This window comes from Streptomyces sp. NPDC056479 (genome assembly GCF_042795335.1).
In the GTDB taxonomy this organism is placed as follows: domain Bacteria; phylum Actinomycetota; class Actinomycetes; order Streptomycetales; family Streptomycetaceae; genus Streptomyces.
In genome coordinates this window covers 835,159-850,007 of record NZ_JBHTRZ010000002.1, presented here as the reverse complement: position 1 = coordinate 850,007, position 14,849 = coordinate 835,159, and the positions used below count along the sequence as shown (strand labels likewise).

Annotated in this window: 13 protein-coding genes; 2 read left to right on the top strand and 11 right to left on the bottom strand. The window is 72.4% G+C overall.

Features of this window, described 5'->3' with window-relative positions; all coding sequences use genetic code 11:
* Positions 1 to 183: 183 nt before the first annotated feature.
* The 11 genes from hypE to ACFQ6S_RS10000 all read right to left on the bottom strand — a co-directional run bounded on the left by hypE (position 184) and on the right by ACFQ6S_RS10000 (position 12,222).
* Entirely contained in the window at positions 184 to 1,254 is a 1,071-nt protein-coding gene (hypE, locus tag ACFQ6S_RS10050; protein WP_383405700.1) for a hydrogenase expression/formation protein HypE, read from the bottom strand.
* Positions 1,247 to 2,389, bottom strand: a complete 1,143-nt coding sequence (hypD, locus tag ACFQ6S_RS10045) for a hydrogenase formation protein HypD (RefSeq protein WP_383405699.1) — start codon at positions 2,387 to 2,389, stop codon at positions 1,247 to 1,249. The genes hypE and hypD overlap by 8 nt, the downstream gene beginning before the upstream one ends.
* Positions 2,386 to 2,676 (bottom strand): HypC/HybG/HupF family hydrogenase formation chaperone, encoded by a 291-nt coding sequence (locus ACFQ6S_RS10040; RefSeq protein WP_383405697.1) that lies wholly within the window; start codon positions 2,674 to 2,676, stop codon positions 2,386 to 2,388. The genes hypD and ACFQ6S_RS10040 overlap by 4 nt, the downstream gene beginning before the upstream one ends.
* 3 nt (positions 2,677 to 2,679) lie before the next feature.
* Complete coding sequence (gene hypF / locus ACFQ6S_RS10035) at positions 2,680 to 5,013, bottom strand: carbamoyltransferase HypF (RefSeq protein WP_383405695.1); 2,334 nt, start codon at positions 5,011 to 5,013, stop codon at positions 2,680 to 2,682.
* Positions 5,010 to 5,738, bottom strand: a complete 729-nt coding sequence (gene hypB, locus ACFQ6S_RS10030; protein WP_383405693.1) for a hydrogenase nickel incorporation protein HypB — start codon at positions 5,736 to 5,738, stop codon at positions 5,010 to 5,012. Before hypB ends, hypF begins: the two co-directional genes overlap by 4 nt.
* A gap of 49 nt (positions 5,739 to 5,787) precedes the next feature.
* Positions 5,788 to 6,375 (bottom strand): hydrogenase maturation protease, encoded by a 588-nt coding sequence (locus tag ACFQ6S_RS10025; protein ID WP_383405691.1) that lies wholly within the window; start codon positions 6,373 to 6,375, stop codon positions 5,788 to 5,790.
* Positions 6,372 to 8,081 carry an enoyl-CoA hydratase-related protein gene (locus ACFQ6S_RS10020; RefSeq protein WP_383405689.1) on the bottom strand — a complete coding sequence of 570 codons (1,710 nt, stop codon included), beginning with the start codon at positions 8,079 to 8,081 and terminating at the stop codon, positions 6,372 to 6,374. The genes ACFQ6S_RS10025 and ACFQ6S_RS10020 overlap by 4 nt, the downstream gene beginning before the upstream one ends.
* Before the next feature lie 165 nt (positions 8,082 to 8,246).
* Positions 8,247 to 8,759 (bottom strand): hypothetical protein, encoded by a 513-nt coding sequence (locus ACFQ6S_RS10015; protein ID WP_383405687.1) that lies wholly within the window; start codon positions 8,757 to 8,759, stop codon positions 8,247 to 8,249.
* A 280-nt stretch (positions 8,760 to 9,039) separates the two neighbouring features.
* A complete protein-coding gene (locus ACFQ6S_RS10010) occupies positions 9,040 to 10,122 on the bottom strand; it encodes a FecCD family ABC transporter permease (RefSeq protein WP_383405685.1) in 1,083 nt (360 codons plus the stop codon).
* Complete coding sequence (locus ACFQ6S_RS10005; protein ID WP_383405683.1) at positions 10,119 to 11,123, bottom strand: FecCD family ABC transporter permease; 1,005 nt, start codon at positions 11,121 to 11,123, stop codon at positions 10,119 to 10,121. Before ACFQ6S_RS10005 ends, ACFQ6S_RS10010 begins: the two co-directional genes overlap by 4 nt.
* Before the next feature lie 55 nt (positions 11,124 to 11,178).
* A complete protein-coding gene (locus ACFQ6S_RS10000) occupies positions 11,179 to 12,222 on the bottom strand; it encodes an ABC transporter substrate-binding protein (protein ID WP_383405681.1) in 1,044 nt (347 codons plus the stop codon).
* A 171-nt stretch (positions 12,223 to 12,393) separates the two neighbouring features.
* Between ACFQ6S_RS10000 and ACFQ6S_RS09995 the strand changes: the two genes are divergently transcribed.
* Positions 12,394 to 13,176, top strand: coding sequence for a cyclase family protein (locus tag ACFQ6S_RS09995; RefSeq protein ID WP_383405679.1), 783 nt, complete (start codon positions 12,394 to 12,396; stop codon positions 13,174 to 13,176).
* A complete protein-coding gene (locus tag ACFQ6S_RS09990; protein WP_383405677.1) occupies positions 13,176 to 14,816 on the top strand; it encodes a thiamine pyrophosphate-binding protein in 1,641 nt (546 codons plus the stop codon). The genes ACFQ6S_RS09995 and ACFQ6S_RS09990 overlap by 1 nt, the downstream gene beginning before the upstream one ends.
* The last annotated feature ends 33 nt before the right edge of the window (positions 14,817 to 14,849 follow it).

The window sequence follows — 14,849 nt, the reverse complement described above, 5'->3', positions numbered from 1 at the left end:
GCCCCTTCGACCCCGCTGGGGCTGCCGCCCCAGGCCTCGCTTCGGCCCTGAAGGGGCCTTGTCCTCAAACGCCAGAAGAGACGAAGCCACTCAACCCCCCCTGTTTCACCTCACACCACCCCCCCCCCCCCCCACTCCCCCGCTGGCCCAACAACCCCCCCCCCGGGGCCCGGTCGCGTGCGGTCAGCAGATACGCGGCAACTGCTCGCCCAACGGCAGGTCCACCACCCGGGTGCCGCCCAGACCGGTGGCGACCACGACCATCCCCGGATGCTCGGCGACGCACTCGCCGATCAACTCTGCCCCGGACCCTTGAGGATGGGCCCGCATCGCCACGAGGACCTCCTCCGCCGCCGACGGGGGCACGAAGGCGACCAGCCGCCCCTCGTTGGCCACGTACAAGGGGTCGAGGCCCAGGAAACCGCAGGCGTTCACCACCGCGTCCGGCACCGGGACGGCACGTTCGCGCAGCAGGACACCGGTTCCGGAGGCGCGGGCGATCTCGTTGAGGGAGGCGCCCAGACCGCCCCGGGTGGGGTCGCGCAGCACATGGATGTCGGGAGTGACGGCGAGCATGGCCGCCACCAGATCCGCGAGCGGCGCGGTGTCGCTGGCGATCTCGACGCCGAACTCCAACCCCTCACGGACGCTCATGATCGCCACCCCGTGCAGACCGATCGGCCCGCTGACGATGACCGCGTCTCCGGGCCGGGCACGCTGCGGGCGGATGTCCACGCCGGCGGGGACGAGCCCCACTCCGGCGGTGGTGACGTACACCCCGTCGCCGTGCCCGGACTCCACCACCTTGGTGTCACCCGTGGCGATACTGACCCCGGCCGCCTCGGCCGCCGCGCCCATGGAGCGGGCGATCCGCTCGACGACGCTCAGCTGCACACCCTCCTCCAGGACGAACGCGGCGGAGAGGTACGCGGGCCGGGCACCGCTCATCGCCAGGTCGTTGACGGTGCCGTTGACCGCGAGGTCACCGAGGCTGCCGCCGGGAAAGAACAGCGGCCTGACCACGTACGAGTCGGTGGAGAACGCCAGCCGGGCGCCGCCCAGTTCGAGGACGGCGGAGTCGGTGAGCGCGGCCAGGTGGCTGTTGCCGTAGGCAGGGGCGAAGACCTGCTCCATCAGCTCCGCCGACAGCGCACCTCCGCCACCGTGCCCCATCACCACGACCGGCTGGTCGCGCAGCGGGGCGGGACAGGTCCAGGCGGCCGGGTCGGCCGTCTCGGCGAGTTGTTCAGGCAACGGGGTTCATCTCCTCGCGCGCGGCCGGAGCGGCCTGCGGCGTCGGGCCGCTCATCCGGCGGTACAGGTAGTAGGCCGCGCAGGCGCCCTCGCTGGAGACCATGGTGGCGCCGAGCGGGGTGCGCGGGGTGCAGGTGGTGCCGAACGCGGCGCATTCGGTGGGCTTGATCAGCCCCTGGAGCACCTCGCCGCTGCGGCACTCGGCCGGCTCCTCGGTGCGGATGCCGGCGACGTCGAAACGGTGCTCGGCGTCATAGGCGCGGAAGGCGTCGGTCAGCCGCCAGCCGCTCGAGGGGATGGGCCCGATGCCGCGCCAGTTGCGGTCCGTGACCTCGAAGACCTCCTCGATCATGCGCCGGGCCGCCGGGTTGCCCCGCTCCTGCACGGCCCGGGCGTAGGCGTTCTCCACCCGGTGCTCGCCGCGCTCCAGCTGATGGACGGCGAGGCGGATGCCCTCGAGGATGTCCAGCGGCTCGAATCCGGTCACGACGAGCGGTACCCGGAACCTGTCCGCCAGGTCCGGGTATTCCGCCGTGCCCATCACGCTGCACACATGCCCGGCCGCGAGGAAGCCCTGCACCCGGCAGCTGGGGGAGGTCATGATGGCCTCGATGGCCTGGGGAACCCGGACATGGGACACCAGCAGGCTGAAGTTCTCCAGACCGAGACGGCGGGCCTGGTGCACGGCCATGGCGTTGGCGGGGGCGGTCGTCTCGAAGCCGATGGCGAAGAAGACGACCTGCCGGTCCGGGTTCCTGCGGGCGAGGTCGAGGGCGTCGAGCGGGGAGTACACCACCCGGACGTCACCTCCCTCCCCCTTGACCCGGAACAGGTCCCGGTCGGTGCCCGGCACCCGCAGCATGTCGCCGAAGGAACAGAAGATCACCCCCGGGCGTGCGGCGATCTCCAGCGCCTTGTCGATGACATCGAGCGGGGTGACACACACCGGGCAGCCGGGCCCATGGATCAACTCCACCTCCTCGGGCAGGAGTTGGTCGATACCGTGCCGGATGATGGAGTGGGTCTGCCCGCCGCACACCTCCATCAGCGCCCAGGGCCGGGTGACCGTGGCGCGGATCTCGTCCAGCAGCCGGCCGGCGAGAACCGGGTCGTTGAACTCCTCGACGTACTTCACTGGACCTCACTCCCGCTCTCCTGCTTGGAAGCCTGCTCCCAGGCGTCCCCGAACTCCTCCTCCAGCAGCCCCAGTTCCTCGAATAGCTTGAGCGAGGCCAGGGCCGACTCCTCGTCCAGGCGCTGGAGCGCGAACCCGACGTGCACGATGACGTACTCACCCACCCGCACATCGGGCACGTACTCCAGGCACGCCTGTTTCTGCACTCCGCCGAAATCGATCAGCCCGGTGAGCGGGTCCGCGTCGCCGTCGATGGCCACGACCTTGCCGGGCACTGCCAAGCACATGCGTCACTCCTCTTGTCGTTCGTGCGCCGCGACCACCAGCTGGCCGAGGGCCAACCCGCCGTCGTTCGGGGGGACTTCGCCGTGTCGCAGCACCGTGAAGCCGGCCCCGCCCAGCAGCCGCGCGCACTCCTCCTCCAGCAGCGCGTTGGCGAAGACCCCACCGCTGAGGGCGACGGTGCCCAGCCCCACGTCCTGGCGTGCCCGCAGGCAGAACTCCGTGACGGCCCGCGCGACGCCCCGGTGGAAGCGCGCGGCCAGCACGGGGGCCGGTGTGCCCCGCCGCAGATCGGCGACGAGCGCACTCAGCACCGGTGCGGGGTCGAAGGCCCCGGCCGCGATACCGAAGGTGTACGCCGAACCGTCCGCGTCCCACGCCGAAGCCGCCGCGGCCTCCAGCTCCAGGGCTGCCTGCGCCTCGTACCGCGCGCGGTGGCACACACCCGCAAGGGACGAGACCGCGTCGAAGAGCCGGCCCATGCTGGAGGTCGCCACACAGGCCACACCGCGGGCCAACTGCCGTTCCAGCAAGGTCAGTTCCTCGGGAGGGCAGGCCGTGACGCAGGGCAGGTCCGGGTCCCATCGCACACCCGCCGCCCACAGCCGCGCGAGCGCCAGCCGGCAGGGGTTGGCGACCCCCGCGTCCCCGCCGGGGAGCGGGGCGGGGGTCAGCCGGGCGAAGCGCCGGAAGCCGGCGTAGTCGGCGAGCAGGATCTCGCCGCCCCAGACGGTGCCGTCGTCTCCATAACCCGTTCCGTCGAACGCGACGCCGATCACGGGCGTCGTGCCGACGAGTGAGTGCTCGGCCATCGCCGACGCGATGTGCGCGTGGTGGTGCTGTACGAACACCGGTGTGCGGCCGGTTAGTTGGGCGGCCCGTCGGCGGGCCCACCGTGCCGAGTGGTAACCCGGGTGGCGGTCCGCGGCGACGAGTTCAGGGCTCACACCGGTCAGACGGCGCATCTGGGACTCTGCCCGCCGCGCCGCCGCCAGCGTGGTCAGCTCTCCCATGTCGCCGATGTGCGGCCCGAACCAGGCCTGGTCGCCCTCGCCGACGCACAGCGCGTTCTTCAGATCGCCGCCCACCGCCAGCGCCGGACGCACGGCCACCGGCAGCCGCAGCGGACGGGGCACATAGCCCCGGGACCGGCGCAGCACCTGCTCGGTGCCGTCGGGCCGCACCCGCAGCAGGGAGTCGTCGCAGGGAGAGGCGATGGGCCGGTCGTGGGCGAGCCAGGCGTCGGCCAGCCCGGCCAGCCGCGTCAGTGCCTCCTCGTCGTCCGTGACGATCGGTTCCCCGGAGCGGTTGCCGCTCGTCATGACCAGCACGCGCGGACCCGGCGGATCCCCGGGCAGCCCGAACAGAAGGGTGTGCAAGGGGGTGTACGGCAGCATCACGCCGAGGTGCGGGCTGCCGGGGCAGATCCCTGGTGCGAGCGGGTTCTGTCCGGCACGCCGGCGCAGCAGGACGATGGGGCGCCGGGGGCTGGTGAGGGCGGCCAGTTCCGCCGAGGACGGCACGGCGACGCGCCGGACGGCGTCGAGGTCCGCGCACATCACCGCGAACGGCTTGCCGCCGCGCTCCTTGCGGGCGCGCAGCGTGTCGACGGCCCGCGCGTTCATGGCGTCGCACGCCAAGTGGTAGCCGCCCAGGCCCTTCACGGCGACGATCCGCCCGGCCGTCAGCAGCGCCCGGGCCACCGCCGGTGCGTCGGCGTCCCGCGCGGGGCGGACGCCGCTGCCGGCAGCCGGCACCAGACGCAGCCGGGGACCGCAGTCGGGGCAGGCCACGGGCTGGGCGTGGAAGCGGCGGTCACCGGGATCGCCGTACTCCCGGGCACAGGCCGGACACATCGGGAAGCCGGTCATGGTGGTGACCGCCCGGTCGTACGGCATCCCGGTGGCGATGGTGAAGCGGGGACCGCAGTGGGTGCAGGTGACGAACGGGTGGCGGTGACGGCGGTCGGCCGGATCGGCCAGCTCCCGCAGGCAGTCGTCGCAGGCCGCCGTGTCGGGCGGGAGAAGTGTGCGGCCCGGGGAGCGGTCGGTGGAGCGGATGGTGAAGGCGTCGTCGGCTCCGGTGACGGGCAGGTCCTCGACTCCGACGCCGATGACGGCGGCCAACGGCGGCGGCTGTGTGGCGAGTCGGTCGCAGAAGCGGGCGACGCCGTCCGGCGGGCCCTCCACCTCGATGAGCACGCCGCTCGCCGTGTTGCTCACGAACCCGGCCAGCGCGAGGTCCGTGGCCAGGCGGTGCACGAACGGGCGGAATCCCACGCCCTGCACCGTGCCGCGTACGGTGACGCGACGGCGTACCGCCTCGGTGACGGGAGCCGTCATGAGGCGCGGCTCGTCGCGTGGACATGCCCGTGGGGGTGCGGCGCGAGCGGAGGCCGGTGGACGGGGGCCCCGTCCCGGGCGGCGAGCACCCGTTCCAGGAGCGTGTCGACTCCCTCGCCGCTGCGGGCACAGGAGCGCAGCACCTCCACACCGGGGTTGACCCGCTGCACATGCGCCTCGAAGGCGGCCGCGTCGAAACCGGCCGGCTCGGCCAGGTCTGTCTTCGTGAGCACCACGAGATGAGCCGAGCCGAAGGCCGTGGGGTACTTCAGCGGCTTGTCCTCGCCCTCGGTCACCGCCATCAGCACGATCCGCAGGTTCTCGCCGAGGTCGTAGGCCGCGGGGCAGACCAGGTTGCCGACGTTCTCCACGAACAGCAGCGAGGTGTCCGTCGGCAGCCAGCTCTCCACATGAGCGGTCAGCTGGCGGGCCTCCAGATGACACAGGCCGTCGGTCAGCAACTGCTTCACCGGGGCCCCCGAACGTGCCAGCCGGTCGGCGTCGTTCTCTGTGGCCAGGTCCGCGGTGAGCGCGGCCACGGGGATGCGGCGCTCCACCGCCCGGGCCAGCACACGCCCGAGCAGTTCCGTCTTGCCGCTGCCCGGGCTGGACAGCAGGTTGACCACACTCGTCCCGCGCCTGGCCAGCTCGTCGCGCAGGCCCGCCGCCAGACCGTCGTTCTTCGCCAGGACGGCCTGGGTGACCTCGTCCACGGACTCACACATGGGCGTTGCTCCTCGCGGTCGCTGGGGGACCGGCCAGGGGGCCGGTCCGCTACCGATCCTCCGCGCCGCCGCTCACCATGGGCCGGAGCCCGGCCGGGGACAGGGCGGCGGATTCGTCCGGGCGGCTCAACGGGTCGGTGGCCGCCGGGTCGGCGAGCAGCACCGGGACGATGTCGTGCAGGGCCGCCACGGCCCGCTCCACCGCGTCGCGCACCGTCGCGCTCATGCCGGGCGCGATGTCCTCGTCGCCGCGCGGCCGCAGCTCTGGCTCGCAGGCCAGGACGAGGACACGCGGGAGCGGCTCGTCGCCCAGATGCGCGGCCAGGGCCAGCACCTTCGCCGGGTCCATGCCGTGCGCCTCGGGCGGGGCGCCGCCCGAGGCGCCGTCGGGAAGCTCCGGTTCGATCAGCGACAGGGTGCCGGGCCGAAGCCCCCGCGCCGCGGCGTCGACCAGCAGCGCGAGGTCGTAGCCGTCGAGCAGCTCGTAGGCGAGATCCATCCCGCGGATGCCGAAGTCCCGCACCCGCACCTCGGGCGGCAGCGGGTGCCGGTCCAGGGCACGGATCACCTCCGGGCCGAAGGCGTCGTCCGCGAGGAAGATGTTGCCGACGCCCGCCACGAGCAGCCGTGTGCTCACCGGGCGTCCCCCATGGCCAGCGGGTGGGCGGAGCCTCTCAGCTGCTTGCGGACGAAGGCCGACCGCAGGGCGTGGTAGGGGGAGTGCAGATCGAAGAAGATGTCGCGCATCCGGGAGAGTTCGGCCCGCCGGTACTCGGCGAGCGGCCGGCGGGCCTCGTCCGACTGACGTGCCGCCGTCTTCGCCGCGATCCGCCGCGCGAGGTCCGGGTCCTCCGCGAGCGCGGCAGCCATGTGCCCGACCTCGGCACCGAACTCCTGCGCCGGCACGGACACCAGACGGTCCACCAGACCGATCCCCTCCGCCCTCGTCGCGCTCACCGGCAGCGCTTCGGCCATCAGCTGCCGTGCGATCTCCCCTCCGACGCGGCGGGGGAGGGTGTACGTCCAGAACTCCGACCCGTACAGGCCCATGCGCCGGTAGTGCGGGTTGAGGACCGTGCCCGAGCGGCACCACACCAGGTCGGCGGCCAGGGCGAGCATGGCCCCGCCGGCCGCCGCGTTGCCGCCGACCGCCGCCACCACCAGCCGGTCGGTGGTGCGTAGCACCGCTTCGACCAGGTCGTCCATGGCGTTGAGGTTGGTCCAGGACTCGCCCGCGCGATCGTCGGCCGCCTCGATGACGTTCAGGTGGATGCCGTTGGAGAAGAAGTCCCGGGAGCCACCGAGCACCAGCACCCGGGTGGGGCGCGTGAGCGCGAACCGGTAGGCGGCGTGCAGCCTGCGGCAGTGCTCGGTGCTCATCGCCCCGCCGGGGAAGGAGAAGTGCAGGAAGCCGACGTGGCCGTGCTGCCGGTAGCGGATGTCGGTCCAGGTATGGCGGTCGCGGCCCAGTTCGAGCGGGACGGCGATCTCCGGGAGCCGCGGCTCCGCCGGCCGCTGGAAGGAGGCCAGTACGGAGGCCGCGGGGCGGCGGAACGGCGCCGGATCGCCGGAGCTCTTGCGCGGGCGCAGCTCCGGGATCCACACCGCGCCGTCCACGGTGGCCCGGCAGACCGCCCCGGCGCGCGTCGCGAGCAGCTCGCCCGGGTCTCCCCGCAGCCGGTCCTCGAGATGCCCGCCGTGCAGGAACACCTCCCGGCCGAGGACTTCGTCCAGGACTCCCGGCTGCGAGTCGGCCGCCCTGAGCTTGCGCAGCACCGTGCCGGTGTCGTCGGCGTCCCAGTCGATCCGCCGCTGCTCCTGGCGGAAGTAGTCCCGCCACCGCACACGGATCGCCGGGTCGCTCTGGGACTGCGGCTTGAACGATCCTTCGGCGTATCGCTGCACGGCGAGCAGTACGGCGGCCGAGGCGGCGTCGGAGACCTCGCCCCGGTACAGGTCGCTCTTGCCGACGAGCGGCAGCGGGAAGGTCCGGGTGGCCCATACGGCGCCCGCGTCCATCGCCGCCTCGGCCTGGAGCACGGTCACCCCCCAGTGGGTCGCCTCCTCGGAGACCGCCCAGTCCAGGGAGGACGGGCCCCGGTCGCCCGGCGGCCCCGGGTGCACGATGAAGCAGGTGTGCTCCCGCCACACGTCCTCCGGCAACGCCGTCTTCAGCATCGGGGCGATGATCAGTTCCGGGCGGGTCGCGTGCACGGCGGCCCGGATCGCCGCGGGGCCGTGCGAAGCGAGGACGACGTCCACCCGGTGCCCGTGGTCGGACAGTTCCGCGTAGACGCGCTGGGAGAGGCTGTTGAACGCGCTGGCGACGAGCAAGATCTCCATGACCGGGCATGCTCGCTCGTTTGCGGAAGGGGAAGAAGCACCACGGCGGCGTTTCGCCGACCTCCCCGAAAACTCATCCTCTGTTCGGATTAACTGAGCGGCGCGCGGTGGTGCCCCGCGCAGGATGGGCGGCTGCGCGGGGCACCGGCTGGGCGGAGTGGGTCGTCAGGCGCAGAGCACGCGCGTCTCCGGGGTGAAGACCGGGCCGCCGCTGGTGTTCGTCGCGTCGCTGAACTCGGCGTAGTAGTACGAGTAGAAGCCGATGTTGCCGTTGCAGCCCGAGTCGGCGGCGATCTGGAGGGTCAGCGTGACGGTCCGGCTCTGACCGGGCGGGATGGTGGCGCCGTAGTTCGCGCCGAGGTTGCTGGGGCCGGTGCCGGAGCAGGGTGCGCTGCCTGCGGCCGTGGCCAGCGTGCAGCCGGTGAAGCTGTACTTCAGGTCGGGACGCTGGGTGGTGAGCCAGGTGGGCTCGATCGTCTGGTAGATGAACAGGACGTCGTACGTCTTGTTGTTGGTCAGCGTCATGGACAGCTGTACCGTGCCGCCGGGCGTCGTGGTGGCCGAGTCGGTGGCGAACGTCAGGCCGGCCGGCGCGGGGTCGGCCGCGCTCGCGCTGGGGGCCAGGCCGAAGACGGCGAGCAGCAGACCGAGGACGGCGGAGAGACCGATGCGTCTCATACGTGGTGATCGCATAGCCGGGGAGGTTAGGCAGCGGGCGCCCATGCCGTCTGCCGGGTGAAGGCGGCCCGGACCGGTGATCGACCGAATGTGTTCCTTGTGTGGTGAAGTTGTGACCTGCGTGTGAAGTGCCTGTTCGGCTATGGCGGAAGGTCCGTCGGCCGTAAGGCGCCAACCGCGACATTGGCGCGATACCGCGTACGCGGCGAGTCGCGGTGCCTCACGCGCCCCGGATGTTCTCGGGCATTCGTCGATTTCCGGCCTGCCGCCCCCGAGATCCTCAGGTTCCCTGACGGGCCCGGCGAGTGCGCGCGATCAGCCACATCAGATACGGGGCGCCGACCGCCGCCGTCAGAACGCCGACCGGCAGCTCGACCGGGGAGAACAGCCGGCGGGCCAGCAGGTCCGCGACGACCACGATCGTGGCGCCGGTCAGGGCGGAGGAGAGCAGCGGAATCTGGGCGGTGCGGGTCAGCCGGTGCGCGATCTGCGGGGCGAGCAGCGCCACGAAGTCGACCGGACCGGCGGCGCCGGTGGCCACGGAGGCCAGCACGACGCCGAGCGCGGTCAGACCCAGCCGGACCGGGCCCAGCCGCACGCCGAGTGCGGTCGCGGTGCTGTCGTCCAGGGACACCATGCGCTGGGCGTGCGCGGCCCACAGCAGCACCGGCACCAGGACCGCGAGGACCAGGGCGAGCGGTGCGGCCTGCTCGTAGCCGCGACCGTTGAGGGAACCGGTCAGCCACACCTTGGCCTGCTGGGCCACCAGATAGTCGCCCTTGGTGAGGAACAGCCGGGTCAGCGAGCCGAGCGCGATCGACACACCGATCCCGACGAGGACGAAGCGCGTCGCGTGCAGACCGCCCCGCCAGGCGAAGACATAGACGAGTGCCGCCGCCGCGAGCCCGCCCGCGACCGAGACGTACGGCAGCACGCTGTACGACGTCAGCCCGAACGTCATCGCGGTCACCGTCGCCGCACCCGCGCCGTGCGTCACACCGATGACGTCCGGACTGGCGAGGGAGTTGCGGGCGACGGTCTGGACCAGCGCGCCGGAGACACCGAAGGCGGCGCCCACCAGCAGTCCCGTCACCAGCCGGGGCAGCCGGAGGGTGCCGACGACCAGTTCGTCCGGGCTCGGCTGCCCCAGCAGCACATGGACGACCTCGGTGGGGGAGACGTACGACTCGCCGACGCACAGGGACACGACGGCCGTCACCGCGAGCAGGACGGCCAGCAGGAGCGCGACCGCGCTCGCCCTGCGGTGCAGCAGGAAGCTGCCGTCCCCCACGCGCACGACCGTGTAGCCGGCGGGGCGCAGCCGCCGCGCGGCGGGCCGGGGCCGTTCGAGTGGCTGTGTCATGCCGGCACCGTCGCCTTCCTTCGGACCAGCGCGACCAGGAACGGCACGCCGAGCAGCGCGGTCATCACCGCCACCGGCACCTCCGAGGGCGCGAAGACGACCCTCCCGAGTACGTCCGACACCAGGATCACCGTGGGTCCGAGCAGCGCCGACAGGACCAGGACCCAGCGGTGGTCGGCGCCCACCAGCGCCCGCGCCATGTGCGGGACGGCCAGCCCGATGAACGCGATCGGACCGGCCACCGCGACGGCCACCCCGGTCAGCACGGTCGCGGCGAGCGCGCCGAGCGCCCGCACCAGCCCCACCCGGTGACCGAGCCCCCTGGCCGCGTCGTCGCCGAGGGCCAGGGCGTCCAGACCCCGGGCCACGACGGCCACCAGCACCAGCCCCACGAGCACGAACGGCCAGGTCTGCGCGATGACTTCGCCGTTCCGGCCGCCGATCGAGCCGACGTCCCAGAACCGGAACTCGTCGAGCGCGCGGGCGTCGGTCGTGACGATGGCGGAGACCACGGAGGCGATGAACGCGTTCATCGCGGCCCCGGCCAGCGCCAGTTTGACCGGCGAGGCGCCACCGCGTCCGCTGCCCGCCACGGCGTAGGCGGCCACCGCCGCGAGCCCCGCTCCGGCGAACGCGAACCAGACATATCCGCTGGGCGTGTGGACCCCGAGGAAGGCGATGGCGCAGACGACGCCGAGCGAGGCGCCCTGGCTGACACCGAGGACACCGGGCTCGGCGATCGGGTTGCGGGTGATGCCCTGCATGACCACACCGGCGACCGCGAGGGCGAGCCCGACCATCACGCCGATGACCGTGCGGGGGACCCGCAGGGCGCGCACGACCTGGGCGTCGTCGCCGGTGCCGCCGCGCAGCAGGGCGTCGAACACCTCGGACGGGGCGATCTGCCGGCTGCCGAGGGCAAGGCTCAGCAGGACGGCGAGGAGCAGCAGGAGCATGCCCGCGGCCGTCCAGGCGAGCCGGCGCCGGGTGGCACGGGACATGCGGTTCCTCTTGCTGTTCGCTGTGCGGCGGACGAGTCCTCCCGCCGCCGGGGTCCTACTTGGTGAGGTACTTCTCCAGGTCCGCGAGCACCACGTCGGCCGCGGTGACGCCCAGGCCCAGGTACCAGGTCTCGTCCGGGACGTCGTACGCGTGCCCGGCCTTGACCGCCTTCAGGTTCTTCCACAGCGGGTTGTCCTGAGCGCGGGACTTGTCGGTGGCCTTCGCGTCGCCGTACACACCGGTGAAGATGTAGTCCGCGTCGGCCTGGTCGATGTTCTCTGCGCTCACCTCGGCGGCCAGGTCCTCGATGTCCTGGTTCTCGGGGCGCGGGATGCCGGCGTCCTTGAGGATGGTGCCGATGAACGAGGCGTTGGCGTAGAGCCGGATCACACCGTCGGGCAGGTAGCGTACCATCGACACGGTCGGCTTCTTCGCGCCGAGCTCTGTGCCGAGCTCCTTGACCTTGCCGTCGTAGGCGGCGAGCTTCGCCTTGGCCTCCGCGGTCCTGTCCAGGGCCGCGGCGTTCAGGAGGTAGTTCTCCTTCCACGTGAAGCCGGGGCGGATGGAGAAGACGGTGGGCGCGATCTTCGACAGCTCGTCGTACTTGTCGGCCGCGCGCAACTGGCTGCCGAGGATCAGGTCCGGCTTGAGGCCGGCGATGGCCTCCAGGTTGAGGTTGTTGATGGTGCCGACGTTCTTCGGGGCGCCGGCGTCCTTCTTGAGGTAGGAGGGCAGCTCGGGGGAGCCCTCGGTGGGGGCGAGGCCGACCGGCTCGATGCCGAGCGAGACGACGTTGTCGAGCTCGCCGACGTCCAGGACCACGACACGCTTGGGCTGCGCCTTGATGACCGTCTCGCCCATGGCGTGCTCGATGGTGCGCGGCCACTGGCCCGGCTTGGCGTCGGTGCCCATCCCGGCGGTCTTCTTCGCGGCCGACGCGAAGTCCTTGCCGCCCTTGGCCACGTCCTTCTTGTCCGCGGCGCCGGCGGCGGAACCCGTGGTGTCCGCACCGTCGTTGGAACCGCCGCAGGCCGCGAGGGACAGCGCCGCGGCGACGGCGAGAGCGACGGCGGCAGTGCCGCGGCGACGGTGAAGCATGACAGGGCTCCCTTTTGGTGCACATCGGTCGGCCCATTAGGCCAGCCTCACCTTATCCGGATCTTTCGTGTGCCCTACAAGTGAGTCTGTGTGGTTCCTGTCACGGTCTCGAGTGGGGCGCAGGGACTGAGATGCTGTCGGTGCGAGCACCGTCCCGTACGAGGAGGCGCCATGTCCGAGCCGTCCGTCCTTGCCGCGCTGGTGTCCGGGTTGCGAGGAGGGTCGATCGAGATCGTCGACCTGACCTCGCCCCTGTCGTCATCGACACCGGTGATCCAACTGCCGCCCCAGTTCGGGCAGACCGCGGTCTTCGAGCTGGAGGAGATCAGCCGGTACGACGACCGGGGCCCGGCCTGGTACTGGAACAACTTCCGCAGCGGCGAGCACACCGGCACCCACTTCGACGCGCCGAACCACTGGGTCACCGGCAAGGAACTCGCCGACGTGGCCTCGGTGCCCGCGCGCAGGCTGATCGCGCCCGCGGCCGTGCTGGACTTCACCGCGGAGGCCGCCGACAACCCGGACTTCCTGGTGGAGATCGACCATGTGAAGGCGTGGGAGGCCGACAACGGCCCCTTGCCGGACGGCGGTTGGCTGTTGCTGCGCACCGGCTGGGACGCTCGTTCGCACACCCAGGAGGCTTTCCTCAACGCCGACGAGAACGGCCCGCACACGCCCGGACTGTCGGTGGAGTGCGCCCGCTGGGTGGCCGAGGAGTCATCGGTGATCGGACTCGGGGTCGAGACGGTGGGCACGGATGCCGGGCGCGCGCACTCCTTCGAGCCCGCCTTTCCCTGCCACTCCTACCTGATGGGAAGTGACAAGTACGGTCTCACGCAGTTGCAGAACCTCGCCGCGCTCCCGCCGACCGGCTGCGTCGTGATCGCGGGACCGCTGCCCATCGTGGCCGGCTCCGGGGCTCCGGCGCGCGTGCTGGCGCTGGTGGAGCGGTGATGAAGGTCGCGGAGGCGGTCGGCAGGGCGCTGTGCGCGGCCGGGGTCGGCCAGGTCTTCGGGGTCGTCGGGTCGGGCAACTTCCACGTCACGAACGCGATGGTCGCGGCGGGGGCGCGGTTCGTCGCCGCACGGCACGAGGGCGGAGCGGCGACGATGGCCGACGCGTACGCCCGGACCACCGGCACCGTCGCGGTGGTCAGCGTGCATCAGGGCCCCGGTCTGACCAACGCGATGACCGGAATCGCGGAGGCGGCCAAGAGCCGTACACCGCTCGTCGTGCTCGCGGCCGAGGTGACCGAGCCGAGGTCCAACTTCCATGTGGACCAGGAGGCGTTGGCCCGTGCGGTGGGTGCCGCCGCGGTTCGGGTGACGTCGGCGGCGGAGGCCGTGGAGCAGGCGTGTGCGGCGGTACGGCTGGCGGTGCAGGAGCGGCGTACCGTCCTGCTCAATCTGCCCCTGCCGGTCCAGGCACTGGAGGTGCCCGACGGAGCCCTGGAGCGGGCGGCGCCACCGCGGGAGCGGACCGCTGTCGAGCCGGACGCGGCAGGCGTGAGCGCTCTGGCCGAGCTGCTCGGGCAGTCGGCACGGCCGGTCTTCGTGGCCGGCCGGGGCGCGCGGGGACCCGGCGGCCGGGAAGCCCTGGCGGCTCTCGCCGAGCGCCATGGCGCGCTGCTCGCGACCTCGGCCGTCGCGCGCGGCCTCTTCCACGGCGACCCGTGGTCCCTGGACGTCTCCGGAGGATTCGCCTCGCCCCTGGCCGCCGAACTGATCCAGGGCGCCGACCTGATCGTCGGCTGGGGCTGCGCGCTCAACATGTGGACCATGCGGCACGGCAACCTGATCGGCCACGACGCCACCGTCGTACAGGTCGACGACGACCCGTCCGCGCTCGGCGCGCACCGACCGGTCCACCTCGGCGTCCACGGCGACGTCCGCCTCACCGCACGCCAGGTGTTCGAGGCGGGTGGCGCCCAGCGGGAGGGCTACCGGACCGGCGAGGTCGGTACGGCCCTCGCGGCACGGCTGCGTCTGCGTGATGTGCCGTACGAGGAGACGAGCACCCGTGAGCGGATCGACCCGAGGACGCTGAGCATCGCGCTGGACGAGATCCTGCCTGCCGAGCGGGTGGTCGGCGTGGACTCCGGCAACTTCATGGGCTACCCGAGCGCGTATCTCTCCGTGCCGGACGAGAAGGGGTTCTGCTTCACGCAGGCCTTCCAGTCGATCGGGCTGGGGCTGGCGACCACGATCGGGGCGGCCCTGGCACAGCCGGACCGGCTGCCCGTGGCCGCGCTCGGCGACGGCGGCGCGTTGATGAGCGCCGTGGAGCTGGACACCGTGCGCCGGCTCGGGCTGCCCATGGTGGTCGTCGTGTACGACGACGAGGCCTACGGCGCCGAGGTGCACCACTTCGGCCCCGACGGGCACCCCCTCGACACGGTGCGCTTCCCGCCGACGGACATCGCCGCGGTGGGCCGGGGCTACGGCTTCGAGGCGGTGACGGTCAGGACGCGGGACGACCTCAAGGCCGTGGCGGACTGGGTTGCGGGCCCTCGGTCCGTGCCGTTGCTCGTCGACGCCAAGGTGGTCGCCGATCACGGCTCATGGTGGCTGGAGGAGGCGTTCCGGGGACACTGACCGGAGGGGACAGCGACGACCGCCCGGCGCACG